Origin of the sequence: Streptococcus sp. 27098_8_12, assembly GCF_041432115.1 — a bacterium.
GTDB classification, from domain to species: Bacteria; Bacillota; Bacilli; order Lactobacillales; family Streptococcaceae; genus Streptococcus; species Streptococcus parasanguinis_V.
In genome coordinates, this window is record NZ_JAPVZA010000017.1 from 13265 (window position 1) to 30500 (window position 17236).

The following is a 17236-nucleotide window of genomic DNA, read 5'->3' on the forward strand; positions in this document are numbered from 1 at the left end:
GACTAGTTGTCTTTTTCTTCCTCTACCAGAGGCAGTTCAGTATGATCGACGAAATTGGTCATGGTGACACCCAAGAGGCGGATTCCTGTATTTATCGATTCGATTTCTTGAAAAATGTGACGCGCTGAACGATTGATGCGCTCAGCATCTCGCGTTGGCTCCGTCAAGGTGATACGCTTAGTCAAGGTGGTAAAGTCTCCATAGCGCACTTTTAAGACCAAGGTCTTTCCTTGCTTGCCATGTTTTTCCAGCGATTGGGCCACCTTACTGGACAGATTGGCAATTTCTTCTAAAATATCATCCTCAGCATAAAGGAGCTTGCGGTAGGTCCGCTCTTTTCCGATCGACTTGCGGATGCGGTGACTTTTGACAGGGCTATTATGAATCCCTCGTGCCTTGCGAAAGAGATCATAGCCAAATCGCCCAAACCGATCAATCAAAGTCATCTCCGGGATGACTAAAAGATCCGCGCCAGTATAGACACCCATCTCATGTAGTCTCTCTACTGTCTTCTTTCCTACTCCATGAAATTTGGCAATGTCCATTTGGCTCAGGAAATCCTCAGCGTCCTCCGGTAAGACCACCGTTAGGCCACGAGGCTTTTGGTAGTCACTCGCCATCTTGGCCAAAAACTTATTATAAGAAACACCCGCTGAAGCTGTGAGATGCAACTCTTCCCAGATAGCATGCTGAATCAAGCGGGCGATTTTGACAGCTGATTTGCTCTGGATTTTATTTTCCGTCACATCTAGATAGGCTTCATCAATACTCATGGGCTCGATGAGATCTGTATAACGCTTGAAAATCTCACGGACCTGCTCACCTACTTCTCGGTATTTCTCATAATTTCCAGAGATAAAAATGGCTTGAGGACAAAGGTCCAGCGCTTCTTTAGAGCTCATAGCTGAATGAATGCCATATTTCCTTGCTTCATAGTTACAAGTCGAGACAACACCTCTCCCTCCTGACTGACGAGGGTCCTGGCCAATCACGACAGGCTTACCCTTTAAACTAGGGTTGTCTCTTTCTTCGACGGCAGCAAAAAATGCATCCATATCAATATGAATAATCTTGCGACTGGTATCATTCACTAATGGAAATATCAGCATTTTTCACCCTCCTTTCTTTCTATTATAGGAAGAAAATTTCAGAATTGCAAAAATCGGCTCTCCAGAAAACATGAAAATTGTTGAAAAACTGTGTTTGTTTTCAAAAATATAGTACAGTATCGCAGAGGATTTGAAACTGTATTACAAAAGAATCTGCTGTTTTTCGCAATTCGCCTTTGTGTAACCGATTTCTGTATGGTATACTACTATTGTAAGTGCAACAGATATAGTTGCTAGAAAGACAATAGAGGAAAATAAAAATGGTTGTTAAAACAGTCGTTGAAGCACAAGATATTTTTGACAAAGCCTGGGAAGGCTTCAAAGGTGAAGATTGGAAAGAAAAAGCAAGCGTTTCTCGCTTCGTTCAAGCTAACTACACACCATATGATGGAGATGAAAGCTTCCTAGCTGGTCCAACTGAACGTTCTCTTCACATCAAAAAAATTGTTGAAGAAACGAAAGCTCATTATGAAGAAACTCGTTTCCCATACGATAACCGTCCAACATCTATCGCTGATATCGCAGCTGGATATATCGATAAAGAAAACGAAGTGATCTTCGGTATCCAAAATGATGAATTGTTCAAATTGAACTTTATGCCTCGTGGTGGTATCCGTATGGCAGAAACTACTTTGAAAGAAAATGGATACGAACCAGATCCTGCAGTTCATGAAATCTTCACAAAATACGTTACAACTGTAAACGACGGTATCTTCCGCGCTTACACTTCTAACATCCGTCGTGCTCGTCACGCTCACACTGTAACTGGTCTTCCAGATGCTTACTCTCGTGGACGTATCATCGGGGTTTATGCTCGTTTGGCTCTTTACGGTGCTGACTACTTGATGGCTGAAAAAGCAAACGACTGGAACTCTATTACTGAAATTGATGAAGAATCAATCCGTCTTCGTGAAGAAGTAAACCTTCAATACCAAGCACTTCAAGAAGTTGTTAAATTGGGTGACCTTTATGGTGTAGACGTACGTCGTCCTGCCTTCGATACAAAAGAAGCGATCCAATGGACAAACATCGCCTTCATGGCTGTCTGCCGTGTGATCAACGGTGCTGCTACTTCTCTTGGACGTGTGCCAATCGTTTTGGATATCTACGCTGAACGTGACTTGGCTCGTGGTACATTTACTGAATCAGAAATCCAAGAATTCGTTGACGATTTCGTTATGAAATTGCGTACTGTTAAATTTGCTCGTACAAAAGCTTACGACCAATTGTACTCAGGTGACCCAACCTTCATCACAACTTCTATGGCTGGTATGGGTAACGACGGACGTCACCGTGTTACTAAGATGGACTACCGTTTCTTGAACACTTTGGACAACATCGGTAACTCTCCAGAACCAAACTTGACAGTTCTTTGGACTGACAAATTGCCATATAGCTTCCGTCGCTACTGTATGCACATGAGCCACAAACACTCTTCTATCCAATACGAAGGTGTAACAACAATGGCCAAAGACGGATACGGTGAAATGAGCTGTATCTCATGTTGTGTATCTCCACTTGACCCAGAAAACGAAGAACAACGCCACAACATCCAATACTTCGGTGCTCGTGTTAACGTGCTTAAAGCTCTTCTTACTGGTTTGAACGGTGGTTACGACGATGTTCATAAAGACTACAAAGTATTTGACATCGATCCAATCCGTGACGAAGTTCTTGAATTCGAATCTGTTAAAGCAAACTTCGAAAAATCTCTTGACTGGTTGACAGACACTTACGTAGATGCTTTGAACATCATCCACTACATGACTGATAAGTACAACTACGAAGCAGTTCAAATGGCCTTCTTGCCAACTCACCAACGCGCAAACATGGGATTCGGTATCTGTGGATTTGCCAACACTGTTGATACATTGTCAGCAATCAAATACGCTACTGTTAAACCAATCCGTGACGAAGATGGCTACATCTACGACTACGAAACAATCGGTGAATACCCACGTTGGGGTGAAGATGACCCACGTTCTAACGAATTGGCAGAATGGTTGATCGAAGCTTACACTACTCGTCTTCGCAGCCACAAACTTTACAAGAACGCTGAAGCTACAGTTTCACTTCTTACCATCACTTCTAACGTTGCTTACTCTAAACAAACTGGTAACTCACCAGTCCACAAAGGGGTATACCTCAACGAAGATGGTTCTGTGAACTTGTCTAAATTGGAATTCTTCTCACCAGGTGCTAACCCATCTAACAAAGCGAAAGGTGGATGGTTGCAAAACTTGAACTCACTTGCTAGCCTTGACTTTGGTTATGCAGCTGACGGTATCTCACTCACTACTCAAGTTTCACCACGTGCTCTTGGTAAAACTCGTGACGAACAAGTTGATAACTTGGTAACCATCCTTGATGGATACTTCGAAAACGGTGGACAACACGTTAACTTGAACGTTATGGACTTGAACGATGTTTACGAAAAGATCATGTCAGGTGAAGACGTCATCGTTCGTATCTCTGGATACTGTGTAAACACTAAATACCTCACTCCAGAACAAAAAACTGAATTGACACAACGTGTCTTCCACGAAGTTCTTTCAATGGATGATGCCTTGAACTAAGATTCAAATAGATCTTAAAAAACCAGTCGGAAACGGCTGGTTTTTTTCATCCCCATCGCAAGAGTATTCTGAATTTTGAAAGAGTTTAAGAGCTTACTATATAGGGTTTGACAGCGCTTTCTCCAAGTGTTATAGTAGAGCTGTAAATAAGATAGAAGGGGTGATCCTATGTTTTTAACATTTATTTTCGCTATTATTTGGCTCTTTATCCTGATTGCACTGATCTTTTTAGCAACCCTTCTCGTCCAGGATAGCACCGTGCAGCACCACCACCTGAGTTAACGAATGATAAACCTAAACAATAGCTATTCTAAATGAATTTAGAAAGGATAAGAAACAAACTAGAATTGTCAGATTTTAGTTCTGTCTCTCGTCCTTTTTTGCTATAATAGAAACAGATTATTTAGTAAGAAGGATATTATGGAAGAGTCAAAACTGATCAACCAAGTGATCGACGTCCTGATGTTAGCTGGAACCCTCCTGATAGAGAGCGGTTCTGAGATTCACCGGGTCGAAGATACCATGATCCGGATCGCCCATTCACAGGGAATCGTCGATTGCAATGTTTTAGCGATGCCAGTCGCTATTTTCTTTTCAATTGAGAATGCCAATGTCACGCGCATGAAACGGATCTTGCGGACCAATTACAATATCGAAAAGGTCTGTGATGTCAATCAGATCTCTCGTCAACTCGTCTCTGGAGAGATCGATCTCGAGCAAGCCTACCAAGCCCTGAGCGAGTTGAAAATGAAGCGAGTTCCTTATACCAATCTTCAGTTGACCATTGCGGCAACCCTCAGTGCTCCTTTCTTCTCCATCATGTTTGGAGGAAATTTCTATGATGCGATTGGAGCGGGTATTGCGACTGTCTTTGCCTTTGCTTTTTCTCTTGTCGTTGAGAAATACGTTCGCATTCCTTTTGCCACTGCCTTTGCGGCCGCCTTTGTCTTTGGTTTTTTGGCCCATATCTGGACGCGCTATAGTGGTTTTCCTTCCAATACCGATCTCATTATCGCAGGCTGTGTCATGCCCTTCGTTCCTGGAATCGCTATGACCAATGCCGTCCGAGATCTGATGAATTACCACCTCAATTCTGGGATGAGCAAACTCTTTGAGACTCTCCTCATTACTCTTGCACTTGGTGCCGGTACAACGGTCGCCCTCGTCCTTATGAAATAAAATGATGAACCTAACTGAATTTTTAATCCAAGCGGTGGCCAGTTTGATTGCCATCATCACCTTTTTAATCGTCCTAAATGTGCAGCGCTCCATGTTGATTCCTGGAGGAATCCTCGGTATGGGCATCTGGCTACTTTACTATATCCTGAAAGGGCCTACCAATGTCATCGTTGCAACCTTTATCGCAGCCATTGTCGGCTCCTGTATCAGTCAGATTTTAAGTATTATTCTCAAGACGCCTGTCGTGGTCTTTATGTTGTCCATTCTAGCCCCATTGGTTCCTGGATATATTTCCTATCGAACCACTTCCTTCTTTGTCAGTGGGCAATATCGCCAGGCAGTAACCAGCGTGACACTGGTGGTTATTCTGGCCTTGGTGATCTCCATCGGGATGGCTAGCGGCTCCGTTGTCTTGAAACTCTACCATTCTTACCAACGCCATCAAAAAAGAAAAATGACCAATGCCAACTAGCATTGGTTTTTCAAAACTTATCTATGTAATCGCTTGTATTTTTGTTTAAAAGTAGTACAATGATAGTGAAATAACAAATCCTTTAAAGGATGCGAGGTGCTGTAGGATGGTAAACAAGTATATCAAGTATCTTCCTTGGATGATCCTAGGAGCCTTCCCCTCCTATCAATCAGCGACTTACTATGCCCGTAATTCATTTGACTTGTTCTATCTGACCTTGAACTTTCTGATTGTGTACATCGCTTTAATCGTCTTCTACGAAAAAGTTCTAAGAGACAAATGCAAAGAACTCTTCATACGAATCATGAGCAATCCTAAAAAAGATAAGCAAGGATAAGAGTTGAAAAGTCATCTAAGGATGGCTTTTTTTATAGATTTTCTATTTTTTCTATGAAACATTGCAAAATCGGTCCCGAGAATGATTTCCTTGCTGATCTAGCTTTTTCAAGGGAGTTTTACCCTTAAATATGGTAAAATAGTAACGAAATATACTAGTAGATATCAAATAAAAAAGAGGTTAAGAATGACAATTGGGATTGATAAGATTGGTTTTGCGACGAGTCCTTATGTCTTGCGTTTAAAAGATTTGGCTGCTGCTCGTGATACTGATCCCGAAAAACTGAGCAAGGGTCTTCTCTTAAAAGAACAAAGTGTTGCACCGATCACAGAAGACATCGTCACATTGGCTGCTACTGCAGCAGATGATATTTTAACAGACGAAGATAAAGAAGCGATCGACATGGTGATTCTTGCGACAGAATCTGGAATTGACCAGAGTAAGGCTGCTGCTGTGTTTGTCCATGGCTTACTAGATATCCAGCCTTTCGCCCGCTCTTTTGAGATGAAAGAAGCCTGCTATGCTGCGACTGCTGCCTTGGATTATGCTAAACTCCATGTTGAAAAATTTCCACAGAGTAAGGTTTTGGTCATTGCCAGTGACATTGCTAAATACGGAATTGGAACTCCTGGAGAACCAACACAGGGGGCTGGAGCGGTTGCTATGCTGATCAGCCAAAATCCTCGTATTCTATCTTTTAACGATGATAATGTTGCCCAAACACGCGATGTCATGGATTTTTGGCGTCCAAATTATGCGACAACTCCCTTCGTGAATGGGATTTATTCAACGCAACAATATCTAGATTCTCTGAAAACAACCTGGGCGGAATACCAGAAACGGACTGGCCTTACCTTGACAGACTTTGCATCCGTCTGCTTCCATTTACCTTATCCAAAATTAGCTCTCAAGGGCTTGAAAAAAATCTTGGATAAGTCATTATCAGAAGAGAAAAAAGATCAATTACAATACAACTTTGATCAATCGATTCTATACAGCCAACGCGTGGGAAATATCTACACTGGATCTCTTTTCCTAGGCTTGCTATCACTACTGGAAAATGACCCCCAACTCAAAGCTGGGGACCGAATCGCCCTCTTTAGCTATGGAAGTGGAGCGGTTTCTGAGATCTTTAGTGCTAACCTTGTTCCTGGTTTTGAGCAACTCTTAGATCACAAACGCATGGAAAAACTGGACCAACGTACGGTTCTTAGTGTTGCTGACTACGAACGACTCTTTTATGAGGAAGTAGATCTAGATCCTAGTGGCAATCAAGTGTTTGAGCCTGCTACGCATCAAACTTTTGCTTTGACAGAGATCAAGGAACACCAACGCACTTACCAGAAAGTAGAAAAATAATGGCACGATTACCAGGTTTTGCAAAACTTTCTCCCACAGAACGCATAGAGGCCTTACTGAAGGAAGGCCTCTTAACTTGGGATGAAGCACAGATCTTAAAAGAACAAAAGGGACTTCCCCTTTCTATTGCAGATCAATTGACAGAAAATGTCTTGTCGACTTTTGACTTGCCTTTTAGCCTCGCTCCTTATTTCCTGATCAATGGTCGTGACTATGTACTTCCCATGGTCACAGAAGAGCCTTCCGTGGTTGCGGCTGCCAGCTTTGCAGCCAAGCTCATCCAACGTTCAGACGGCTTCACCACCCAGGTGCACCAGCGCCAAATGATCGGAGAGATTGCTCTGACGGAGGTTGAAGACGTGGAAGTTGCTAGCAAGCGCATCCTAGAAGACAAGGAAACCCTTCTTCAGTTGGCTAATAAAGCCTATCCTTCTATCGTTAAGCGTGGAGGTGGAGCGAGAGATCTTTGGGTCGAAAACAAGGGGGACTTTCTTATTGTCTACTTGGCTGTCGATCCTAAAGAAGCCATGGGAGCCAATATGCTCAATACCATGTTAGAAGCTCTGACTGATCGCATCCAGGAACTCTCTGGTGGTCAGGCCTTGATGGCAATTTTATCCAACTTGGCCACTCGCTCTTTGGTGAGTGCAAGGTGTGCCATCGATTTTAAAGCACTGAGTCGAAATCCTGAGGAAGCCATTGAGATTGCCCACCGGATGGAGCTAGCTAGCCAACTAGCCCAAGTGGATCCTTACCGTGCAGCCACTCATAACAAGGGAATTTTTAATGGGATTGATGCCCTGGTCCTTGCAACAGGCAATGACTGGCGGGCCATCGAAGCAGGAGCCCATGCCTATGCTGCACAAAATGGTTCTTACAAGGGTTTGAGTCACTGGACAAGTCAGCCGGAAGAGAAAAAACTCTATGGAGAGATCACCCTACCAATGCCGGTTGCGACAAAAGGAGGCTCGATTGGCCTCAACCCAACGGTTCAAGTCAGCCACCGTTTGCTAGGAGAGCCTTCTGCTATTGAATTAGCAGGTATCATTGCTTCGCTCGGTTTGGCGCAGAATTTCGCGGCCCTCAAAGCCCTTGTCACCACAGGAATTCAAGCAGGACATATGAAACTCCAAGCACGCTCCCTAGCCCTTCTAGCAGGTGCTAAAGAAGAGGAAGTTCCCCGATTGGTCAGCCAACTCCTTGAAAACAAACCCTTTAACTTAGAGAAGGCACAAACACTCTTACAAGAATTGAGAAAATAAAGAACTAAGACAAGGTTTTCGTTTTCAGATTGAAGACAAAGTCATTTTTGAAACTTTCCTTAGGTGAGTACGGACGTCAGCGAACTTCGAAGAAGTTCCATGACCTAGTTTTGAACCTAAAGTTTCAAAACTCCCGAGTGCTAGAAACAATCCTATTTCTAGCACTTTTCTCACTGCGGAAAGTTTCAGTGTATGTTTGAATGAGCCTATTGGTATGTGTCAGTTTTAATTATTCTGCATCACTTAGCTTGTTTTATGTAAAAAACAGTTTGTATACATTAAAAGAACTAAGACCCACGTCTTAGTTCTTTTGTGTTTGAAAAAAATTTCTTATTGTTTTAAAAATGGCAGATCAGGCTTTTTCTTGGTATAGAGCACCACTTCGATAAAGGTCCCTACTTGGACGGCAAAGAGCAGTCCGACGAGAAGATTAATCCGATGGTCTGTTTCATAAAACGGAGAGTTCCATAAGAAGTGATTGGCTACTGTTGAGAGAACACACCAGAGCCCAAAAAGTTTTTCCTTTTGCTGGGTCACTTGAGACAACAAGAGGAAGACACCAACTGATACAACAGCTGTATAGAGGGCATGTGAAGCTAATCCACCAGAGATCCGGTTGATGGCCTCAGTGACAGCGGCTAATTGGCTGGTTTTGGTTTGGCGGGCAACATACCCTAAATCCTCAATGATTTGAAAACCAAAGCCAGAGCCCAAGCCTGCAATTAGAATCGCTTTTAGATCTTTCTTGCCAACCATCAAGACAACCCAAAAGGCAACTAGAGCCTTAAAGAATTCCTCTGAAAATGGGGCCGTCAAGGCATCGGTCCACTTGTTAAAGACAGTGGCATCCTTGATCACATGGCTATTCATAATATCAATCAAGCTATTGCCTGAAAAGCTCAACCAGCCTGCTATGAAGGCTCCTCCAAACATGGCAATCCATAAGAGATAGGTTGGGACAGTCAACTGCTTGGCCAATCGTTTTGAAAAGAGATAGAGCGGGATAATAATAGCAGCTAAAACAGACAAGTTTAAGACCAAGTCTCTGCCTGCAGACTGGCTAAATTCTTGTTGAGAAAGATGACCGAGTTCAAACTCCAAGCCAATTCCTGCAAACAGTAGAAAAAGATAGATCGAGGCTCTTTGAATTTTAGTCATCTTGTTTTCCTCCCTTTTGTTTCTTTGAGCGAATCAAGTAGATCACAATCGCTAGAAGGGTTGCTCCGAACAAGCCTGCTGCTAAAATGTAATCATAGTCAAAATCAACGAGATCAATCTTTTCTTCATAAGCAGCATCTTCTTCGTCATCTAGATCCTGCAGGGCACTTTTTCCGTGTTCATCTGCTACCTTTTGTTCTGCTTCTTTTCTGATTTCTTGCAAGCGTTCGAAGGTTTTCTCAGCTCTCGCCAAGCTTTCCTCTGTTGCCTTCTTACTAGCTTCTTCAGGCTGAGAAGCAAGGGCGATTTGTTCCTGATCACTCAGATCTTGTTCGACCATCCACTGAGACTCCAATCGTTCCATTTCAGTACGAATCGCCCCATCTTCGAATAAATCTGGATACTTGGCCACAAGGTCATTGATTCTTGAAATGGTCCAATACCAAGAGCGATCATTGTAATGATCCCCTAATTCTTGGTAGGCTTGATAGGTGTTGAGAATATTGCCATAGTAGGGTAGGTATGGAGCATTTCGTGGACTACCCATCGACAGCCACATGGTGCCTCCACCTGCACTTGCTGGGACATCATCTTTCAGTTGGAAAATATGGGCCTCCATGACATTTGGATTGGAAATAGGGTATTTATAAACCGCATCAAACTCTCCTTTTTTCGGAATGCCTTTTCCATCCAACTCCATTTGATCCTGTGGTTTATATTTGGTTCCTTCCAAACGATTGCGTTGGAGATTCATGGCATCGCGGAGGGTTAATTTTCGATCGGTTGTATGAAGAAGGTCAAAGGACGCATCGTCATATTTAACAGGAGAGCTTGGGTCTAGCGATTTGATTCCCGACCAAACCCGAGAGCGATCTGCTTCTTGCAAAGGCGGATTATAGGATTGAGAAACGTGGAATTTTTCATCCACTTCCTTATAGCTATTGGCTTTTTTGGCGACTTTTTCAAGATCTTTTGAAGCGATCGTGCGTTCGGTATCTGATAGATCGACATGCCCTAAGAAGAAGGTATTTGGAAAGACCGCAAATCGATCCTCTGGGAAGAGAATCGCTGCATATTGATGGCCAGATAGGATTTCCATATACCAGACGCCTTCTTTATCGGCAATGGTCACAATATTTCCTTCTGCAGCGCCTTTTTCTTCGACGATCTTAGCAATGAGTTCAACCCCTTCTCTTGCGGTTTTCACACTAGGGAGAACGATACTGGTCAAGCCCGATTCTGCGAGGCCATCCTTGACGTAGGGATCCACTTTTTGGATCTTGTCATTTGCTGAAGCAGATACAGTGGCAGAAATGGAAACCCCATATTCATTGAATCCTGCTTCGTCAAAAATTCCCTGATCAGGGGTGACATCTGGAACCGCTGTATACTTATAGCTAATCTCTGGCAAGGGATATTGAAAACCATTGGCAGCATCCTCAAAGATGGCTCCTTTTTTATTGTAGACACGCTCTCTGACCACAAAATTTTTATTATGGTTTGGCTCTAAATCTTCTGTACGCCCTACCAAGGTCGAACCGTCAGCAGTCAGTTTCTTCCCGATGATGAACCCTGTACAAGCCTCAACAGGTTGAGCAATCAACAAAAGCGGAAGCAAGGCTGCTACAGCTGATCGAAAATAGTGCTTCTTCATCCTAAACTCCTTTTTAAAAATGTTTTTCCTTATTTAGTATACTCTTTTACAAGCCTATTTTGCAAGCGATTCCAGCAACCGTAAACAATTCGTAAACTATCAGAATTTTTGAGGAGAACACTTTTTAAAAAAAAGAAAGAATTGGCTTATTTTGCCAATCCTAAACGAATAGGAACTAATTTTTAAGTAAAATAAGTTAAGTGATTCTTCAAAGAACTATAAAAGAGTTCTAATTTTCAAAATGAATCATAATATACGAAAACTTTCCGCTGTGAGAAAAGTGCCTGAAACGTTTTTGTTTCAGGCACTCGGGAGTTTTGAAACCTTAGGTTCAAAACTAAGTCATGGAACTTCGTAGAAGTTCGCTGACGTCCGTACTCACCTAAGGAAAGTTTCTAAAATGATTTTTCTTCATTTTCTCTGTTGATTCGCTTGCCACAATTTTCCATAGAGGAGATAGTCGACTTCACGGAGCTCTTTCAGGTTCTGACAACCGAGCGCACAAAGGAGCAATCTGAGGTCTTCTTTCCAGCCTTGGACAAGGACGATTACTTCTTCAATACTCTTAGTCTCTACCATCTCAAGAAAAACGCGGGAAAGTCCTACGCCACGTGCTCCAAGGACCAAGGCCTTGACCATATCAAGGGGATGACGAATGCCCCCACTTGCTAGGACCTCAACCTGATCTATCTGATCCTGTAACTGTAAGAGACACTGCGCAGTTGATTGTCCCCAATCATCCAGATAAGCGCGATTGCCACCACGACGATTCTCAATATAGGCAAAACTAGTGCCACCACGACCAGAAATATCGACGGTTTTGATCCCAGCATCTAGCGCTGCCTGAACTGTTTTGGGATCCATACCAAAGCCAACTTCCTTCAGGACTACAGGCACTGGAAAGCCCTGCCCATAGCTCTTGAGATGGTCTTTCCAAGTGTGGAAAATCCGCTCCCCTTCGGGCATGAGCAACTCTTGCATCAGATTCACATGGACTTGAAGAAAGAGGGGGTGTAGCTCTTCCACTGTCCGCAAGCCCAAATCTGGCTCTTTATCGATGCCAATGTTGGTTGCTAAAAGAAGATGAGGATGGTCTTTTTTGACCGCATACGATTGATCGTTCGGATCCTTCAGCCCTGCGCTGTAAGAGCCAGTCACAAAGAGAATCCCACAGGCTTCGGCTACTGCTGCCAACTTTTGATTGATCTCTTTGGCCCGTTTACTCCCGCCTGTCATAGCATTGATATAAAAAGGGACCTCCCAATCACGCCCTGCGAAATGGGTTGTCAAATCAATCTCCGCTAGATCCACAAGGGGGAGGGATCGGTGAATCAGCTCGATCTCATCAAAGCTATTATAGGAGGAGCTTTGCTCCAAGGCATAGCGAATATGCTGGTCTTTTCGATTTTCGCTCACGAATCTCCCATCCTTTCTTGGTAAATGACTTCAATATTCTTTTCCTTCCAGCGCTCTATCAAGGTCTGAGTCTCAACTGGGTCAAAAATAAGGGCGATTCCACAGTCGCCTCCTCCAGCACCACTGGATTTGGCACAGACAGAAAGGCCCTCTGTCGCTTCTTGCAGCTCTTTTAGAGCTGGGGTATAGATCAAAGGGTTCAAAGACTTTAGGTTCTTATCGGCACGTTTGATACTGGTCTCAATTTCTTTTTTGTTCCCTTCACGGAGACCTTTTTCAAGAATCTTCACTGCGCTCTGACTTTCTTTGAGAAAGACTTCATTAATCGCTCCCTTGACCTGGCGGATCAAATCACTTGAAATCGCTGGTTCCTTGGTCCAACCAACCAGAAAATCATAAGAGATGGCTGGCTGGATCGAGCAGATCTGGTAGTCCCAATCCAGGTCTAAAACTTGTGAAAGAGGCTGAGAAGTCAAGACTTCATGCAACCAAGCCCGATCAAAGGATTGGTAATAAATCAAGTCCTCGAAGGCGATACAAGCCAAATCGCCCATGGAACCATTGTCCCCTCTTTGCACCAAGACCACTGCTGCTAGTCGAAAGAGCAGATCTGGACTTAAGTCTAGTTCATACAGAGCAGCCATGGCCTTGATCACGAGCAAGACCACACTTCCGCTGGAACCAATCCCATACTTTTTCCCCTCTTCGCCCAACGTCCCTCTAAGGTGAAGATCAAACGGTTTAGGGGCTATTCCCTGATCTTTCAGCCACTCTTCCATGAGCCGAATGGTCTCTTGAATCAAGGCGTAGTCCTTATTTGGGGTCAAATCCACCTGGTAACCAAAGAGATCTGAGGCTAGCTGATAGCTTCTAGATTCTTGGATAGTAGCTGACAGATAAATGGGAATAAACTGAATCACGGCTCCATAGCCAGGCGTTAGCACTGCGTATTCTCCAGCTAGATAGAGCTTGCCTCCAGTCTGTACCTGATACTTAGTCTTCATCTTGAGGGTCCTTTGTCTTAGATACGATGGTCCGATAGCGGGCGTCAAATAAAGGCACCAGCTGATCCAAGTCTTCTTCTAAACAGAGAACCTTAACGTTTGGCCCTGCATCCATGGTGAAGTAACAAGCATGGCCTGCAGCTCGAAGCTCACGGACAAATTCCATAGCTTTGTGGCTTTCTTCTGTCAAGTAGCTAAAGGCTGGAGTGGCTGTTCTAGTCGTCGCATGCATAGCAAGGGCATTGCGCTCTGTCAGCTGACCGACCCGTTCAAAATCATTGCCAGCTAGATAGTCCAGCATGTCCTTGTAATCTTGTCGAGACTCTTCGATCCATTCTTTGAAATTAGTCGAGGTCTCCATGCAACGTTTCATCCCTTCCCGGCTGGAAACGGGCTTTTGCTTGTCATTGAGGACCAGCATGATCATCGCGAGTTTTAGGTCTGTTTGGACCTTATAAATTTCTCCACTTTCTTTGTCCCAAGCTGCTAAGGGTCCAAAGAAAGAACGTGAAGAAGAACCCGAAGCAAACTTGGCTTTTTGAGCTAATTCCTCCTGACTCAAGCCCAAATCATAGTACTGATTGCAAGCCTTGACGAGAGCAGAGAGGCCGCTTGAGCTAGAGGACAAACCGGCTGCAGTTGGCATGTTGTTGCTGGTATCCACCCGAACAAATCCTGCTTCATCTGCTGGCTTCAAGCTATCAATCACAGCTCCAATTTTGGCTTGCTCAGCTGGATTTTGGAATTCCCCATCGATGTAAAATTCATGCGCAGTCGCATCTGCTGGTAAGGGAGAGAGACTCGTCTCTGTATACATATTCTCTAAGGTCAACGAAATCGAACTGGTCGAAGGGACCATCTGTTTGGCATCTTCTTTTCCCCAGTATTTGATAATCGCGATATTGGCATAGGACTTAGCCTTTACAGGTTTTCGATCCATGTATGGTGCGCTCCTTCTTTTTCTAATGCATGGGCAATGGTTGCTGCTTCACGAGAATCCTTGACGAGGGCAATCACACAGCCTCCAAGGCCGCCTCCGCTCATTTTAGCACCTAAGGCCCCATTTTCAAGGGCAACGGCGACCAGGTGGTCTGCTTTTTCACAGCTGACCCCTACGGCTCTCAAGTGGTCATGACAAGTAGTCAGAGCCTGTCCTAGGCTCATTAGATCATTCATTTTTAGAGCCTCTTCCACCTGCTGGGTCAACTGACCAATCTCATGGAAATGGGATAAAACTTCCTGCCCTTTGGCTTCAACCTTTTGAATCGCCTCACGGGTATTGCCGTGAATCCCCGTATCCGCAATCACCAAACTCGCTTTTATACCCAGCTCCAGCGGGTAAAAGCCGACATTCCGGATGAATTTAATGGCTTGATCGCTCAGACAAGTCTTGGCATCCAGACCGCTTGGATTCATATGGGCAATGGTTTCTGCTCGATTGACCAGGATTTCTAAGGTCTCATCGTCCAGCTCCTCTTGATAATAGTCAAAAACTGCACGAATAGCTGCGATACTGACCGCCGCAGAGGACCCCATCCCCCGTTTTTCCGGTACCATAGACTGAATCCGACAGCGAATCCGGGCCTCACGAATCCCGAGGTGCTCAAGAGACGCAAAAACCGCCATGGACAATGTGTCATCTTCAAACAAAATCCATGGACTGTCTGCCGGGATGATCTGGCAGATCACTTCGATATGATGGAGTGGCAGGGCAATAGCCGGATAACCATAAACCACCGCATGCTCTCCAATTAAGATAATTTTACTATGCGCCTTTCCGACGCCTATCTCTTTATGCATATTCATCTCGCTCTACTAAGGTCATTACTATTTTAATATAAATCAGCCAAAAAAGCGATGCTTTTGAAGGAAATCCAACCTAAGACGGAGTCCAAAAATGAATCACCCAGAAGAGCTCCTTCTTATGGACAGACAAGAAAAGGCCGGGATCCGTCATCCCAGCCATCCATTTCTATTTTTCACATTCTTGTTTGATCAAGTCCATCAAAGAGTTGCGGTCTAAGATCCATTGGGCCCGTTCGTCCTTCTCATAGGTCCGGTTAGACAAAAAGATCACAGCTTCCTGCCTCTTTCGATTGTACATGATGAAGGTTCCAGTATAGCCCGTATGATCCAACCAGTCACCCTCTAGATTCCATCCGAGAGCGCGGGTCTTGCCCTCTTCACGCGCAAAATTCTGAGACAAGTCACGCGCAAAATCATCCTTCAGATAATGCTCTAAGAAGCGCTCTAGATCAGCAACAGTTGAAAAAAGTCCAGCACTTCCCGCATGACAGCCCAATACTCTCGCTTTGGGATCATGAACACTTCCAGAAGCAAGGCCACGGACCGTTGGCACCGCCTTTTCGACCGGTCCAAACCGTGTCTCTGTCATCTTCCAAGGTGTAAAGATCAGCTCTTCAAATAAACGATCCAAGGGCTGGTGAAACCTGTCTTCTAACCAAAAGCCCAGCAGAAGAAAATTGACGTCGGTGTAATGAAAACTCTTGTCTTCTTTCAACTGCAAATTTTCAAGAGCTGTTTTCAACTGTCTCGCATCCAATTGATCCCGGTTGGGGATAAAAGGATCCAGCCCAGAAGTATGGGTCAAGAGTTCCCGGATGGTCGTCTTCTCATGAGCAAAACGCGGGTAAAACTCTTTAAAGGGACGATCGAGCGGAAGCTCCCCTTTCGCATACAAAAAAGCACAGATGGTAGCGACTCCGACGACCTTACTGACACTGGCCAAATCATAGACCAGGTCAGCCACTACTGACTCTCCTTTTTCAGGATCCGCTAGTCCCAGATAGTGCTCACTCCACTGACCCTTGCGGTAAAGCGCAAGAGAGGCACCTGGATAGATGCCTTCTTGGATTTGTTCGGTAATTTTTTCGATGATTGCATTCACGCTCATCACTCCATTCTTATTCTTCATAAGAAATATGGACCTGATCTTGATTGGCTTCAAACCAGAGTTCAATCTGACTTGGATCTTTGGCAATCAAGAAAGTTCCCTTACGGTGCACAAAATCGACAGTTTCTCCCAAGCGTTCTTTCACGACTTCCACATCAAAAGATGCCAATTCGACCTTGATCATGCTCAAATCCCAAGTCACCTTGTTCTCCACTTGGAGATCTTCTCCTTGAGCTTCCTGCAAATGGATAAAGTGGGCCAAAGCTGGCAAGTTGCTATAGAACTTCTCAGCCTCAGCAAAATCGGCCACATTGACCTCAAGAAAGTCCACATCAAAGCTGGTCAAACCTTTGAAATCTTCTGGCACGTCAACAAGAGGCGCTTTCTCCAACGGTTCTAGGCTTTCAAGATTTTCTTCAGCATGCACGAAAATGGTATCTCCTTGAGGAGACACAACTTCAAAGGCGCGACCATTAGCTCCTTGGTAAAGGGCGCTTGTTTCTGGCTGGCGGGCCAACAAATAATCAATTTCTTGAGCTTGTGCCACTTTCACCACGATGCGACCCAATTTCTTTGGACCTTCGACCTTACGCGAACGCATACTCGGTGACTCTTCTAAGACAATTTTCTCTACTTTTGAGGCATCTCCTAAAGATAGGAGAGCTCCTTCTTCCACTAATACTTTCATTCCCAATGTCTCTTCATAAAAGCGTTGATTGACATTTCGGTTATTCACTTTCAAGACTGGGATCACTCTTACGATCTGATTTGCTGTCATACTTTCCTCCAAGCACTT

At 44.2% G+C, this 17236-nt stretch carries 15 protein-coding genes; 6 read left to right on the forward strand and 9 right to left on the reverse strand.

Features of this window, described 5'->3' with window-relative positions; translation table 11 throughout:
- Positions 1-2: 2 nt before the first annotated feature.
- Positions 3-1109: a DNA polymerase IV gene (gene dinB, locus O3629_RS07895; RefSeq protein WP_150906556.1), complete on the reverse strand. Its 1107-nt coding sequence runs from the start codon at positions 1107-1109 to the stop codon at positions 3-5.
- A 260-nt stretch (positions 1110-1369) separates the two neighbouring features.
- Between dinB and pflB the strand changes: the two genes are divergently transcribed.
- The 6 genes from pflB to O3629_RS07925 all read left to right on the forward strand — a co-directional run bounded on the left by pflB (position 1370) and on the right by O3629_RS07925 (position 8294).
- Complete coding sequence (gene pflB / locus O3629_RS07900) at positions 1370-3685, forward strand: formate C-acetyltransferase (RefSeq protein ID WP_031575567.1); 2316 nt, start codon at positions 1370-1372, stop codon at positions 3683-3685.
- Positions 3686-4105: 420 nt separating this feature from the next.
- Positions 4106-4864, forward strand: a complete 759-nt coding sequence (locus tag O3629_RS07905) for a threonine/serine exporter family protein (protein WP_031575570.1) — start codon at positions 4106-4108, stop codon at positions 4862-4864.
- 4 nt (positions 4865-4868) lie between these two features.
- Positions 4869-5336 carry a threonine/serine exporter family protein gene (locus O3629_RS07910; RefSeq protein WP_003005049.1) on the forward strand — a complete coding sequence of 156 codons (468 nt, stop codon included), beginning with the start codon at positions 4869-4871 and terminating at the stop codon, positions 5334-5336.
- A gap of 106 nt (positions 5337-5442) precedes the next feature.
- Positions 5443-5673, forward strand: coding sequence for a hypothetical protein (locus O3629_RS07915; RefSeq protein WP_101770620.1), 231 nt, complete (start codon positions 5443-5445; stop codon positions 5671-5673).
- A 186-nt stretch (positions 5674-5859) separates the two neighbouring features.
- Positions 5860-7032: a hydroxymethylglutaryl-CoA synthase gene (locus O3629_RS07920; protein ID WP_031576299.1), complete on the forward strand. Its 1173-nt coding sequence runs from the start codon at positions 5860-5862 to the stop codon at positions 7030-7032.
- Complete coding sequence (locus O3629_RS07925; RefSeq protein WP_031576301.1) at positions 7032-8294, forward strand: hydroxymethylglutaryl-CoA reductase, degradative; 1263 nt, start codon at positions 7032-7034, stop codon at positions 8292-8294. Before O3629_RS07920 ends, O3629_RS07925 begins: the two co-directional genes overlap by 1 nt.
- Before the next feature lie 330 nt (positions 8295-8624).
- Here the strand turns inward: O3629_RS07925 and O3629_RS07930 are convergent, their stop codons facing one another.
- The 8 genes from O3629_RS07930 to O3629_RS07965 form a co-directional block, all read right to left on the reverse strand.
- Entirely contained in the window at positions 8625-9452 is an 828-nt protein-coding gene (locus O3629_RS07930) for a PrsW family glutamic-type intramembrane protease (protein WP_155124626.1), read from the reverse strand.
- Entirely contained in the window at positions 9445-11106 is a 1662-nt protein-coding gene (locus O3629_RS07935) for a C69 family dipeptidase (protein WP_045759881.1), read from the reverse strand. Before O3629_RS07935 ends, O3629_RS07930 begins: the two co-directional genes overlap by 8 nt.
- Positions 11107-11517: 411 nt before the next feature.
- On the reverse strand, positions 11518-12522 hold the full coding sequence (gene fni / locus O3629_RS07940; RefSeq protein ID WP_003008820.1) for a type 2 isopentenyl-diphosphate Delta-isomerase: 1005 nt from the start codon (positions 12520-12522) through the stop codon (positions 11518-11520).
- Positions 12519-13526 carry a phosphomevalonate kinase gene (locus tag O3629_RS07945; RefSeq protein ID WP_003008822.1) on the reverse strand — a complete coding sequence of 336 codons (1008 nt, stop codon included), beginning with the start codon at positions 13524-13526 and terminating at the stop codon, positions 12519-12521. Before O3629_RS07945 ends, fni begins: the two co-directional genes overlap by 4 nt.
- Positions 13516-14466 carry a diphosphomevalonate decarboxylase gene (gene mvaD / locus O3629_RS07950; RefSeq protein ID WP_371608997.1) on the reverse strand — a complete coding sequence of 317 codons (951 nt, stop codon included), beginning with the start codon at positions 14464-14466 and terminating at the stop codon, positions 13516-13518. Before mvaD ends, O3629_RS07945 begins: the two co-directional genes overlap by 11 nt.
- Positions 14448-15326 (reverse strand): mevalonate kinase, encoded by an 879-nt coding sequence (gene mvk, locus O3629_RS07955; protein WP_049498558.1) that lies wholly within the window; start codon positions 15324-15326, stop codon positions 14448-14450. The genes mvaD and mvk overlap by 19 nt, the downstream gene beginning before the upstream one ends.
- A 172-nt stretch (positions 15327-15498) precedes the next feature.
- Positions 15499-16440 (reverse strand): serine hydrolase domain-containing protein, encoded by a 942-nt coding sequence (locus O3629_RS07960; RefSeq protein ID WP_037613944.1) that lies wholly within the window; start codon positions 16438-16440, stop codon positions 15499-15501.
- Between the two features lie 10 nt (positions 16441-16450).
- Positions 16451-17218, reverse strand: coding sequence for a CppA N-terminal domain-containing protein (locus tag O3629_RS07965; protein WP_024055030.1), 768 nt, complete (start codon positions 17216-17218; stop codon positions 16451-16453).
- Positions 17219-17236: the final 18 nt, after the last annotated feature.

Excerpts from the sequence above, each read along its gene's own strand:
- O3629_RS07935 (WP_045759881.1), bottom strand. The coding sequence starts at position 11,106 with ATGAAGAAGCACTATTTTCGATCAGCTGTAGCAGCCTTGCTTCCGCTT.
- mvk (WP_049498558.1), bottom strand. The coding sequence starts at position 15,326 with ATGCATAAAGAGATAGGCGTCGGAAAGGCGCATAGTAAAATTATCTTA.
- dinB (WP_150906556.1), bottom strand. The coding sequence starts at position 1,109 with ATGCTGATATTTCCATTAGTGAATGATACCAGTCGCAAGATTATTCAT.
- O3629_RS07905 (WP_031575570.1), top strand. The coding sequence starts at position 4,106 with ATGGAAGAGTCAAAACTGATCAACCAAGTGATCGACGTCCTGATGTTA.
- pflB (WP_031575567.1), top strand. The coding sequence starts at position 1,370 with ATGGTTGTTAAAACAGTCGTTGAAGCACAAGATATTTTTGACAAAGCC.
- O3629_RS07930 (WP_155124626.1), bottom strand. The coding sequence starts at position 9,452 with ATGACTAAAATTCAAAGAGCCTCGATCTATCTTTTTCTACTGTTTGCA.
- mvaD (WP_371608997.1), bottom strand. The coding sequence starts at position 14,466 with ATGGATCGAAAACCTGTAAAGGCTAAGTCCTATGCCAATATCGCGATT.
- O3629_RS07925 (WP_031576301.1), top strand. The coding sequence starts at position 7,032 with ATGGCACGATTACCAGGTTTTGCAAAACTTTCTCCCACAGAACGCATA.
- O3629_RS07945 (WP_003008822.1), bottom strand. The coding sequence starts at position 13,526 with ATGAAGACTAAGTATCAGGTACAGACTGGAGGCAAGCTCTATCTAGCT.
- O3629_RS07960 (WP_037613944.1), bottom strand. The coding sequence starts at position 16,440 with ATGAGCGTGAATGCAATCATCGAAAAAATTACCGAACAAATCCAAGAA.
- O3629_RS07920 (WP_031576299.1), top strand. The coding sequence starts at position 5,860 with ATGACAATTGGGATTGATAAGATTGGTTTTGCGACGAGTCCTTATGTC.
- O3629_RS07910 (WP_003005049.1), top strand. The coding sequence starts at position 4,869 with ATGAACCTAACTGAATTTTTAATCCAAGCGGTGGCCAGTTTGATTGCC.
- O3629_RS07965 (WP_024055030.1), bottom strand. The coding sequence starts at position 17,218 with ATGACAGCAAATCAGATCGTAAGAGTGATCCCAGTCTTGAAAGTGAAT.
- O3629_RS07915 (WP_101770620.1), top strand. The coding sequence starts at position 5,443 with ATGGTAAACAAGTATATCAAGTATCTTCCTTGGATGATCCTAGGAGCC.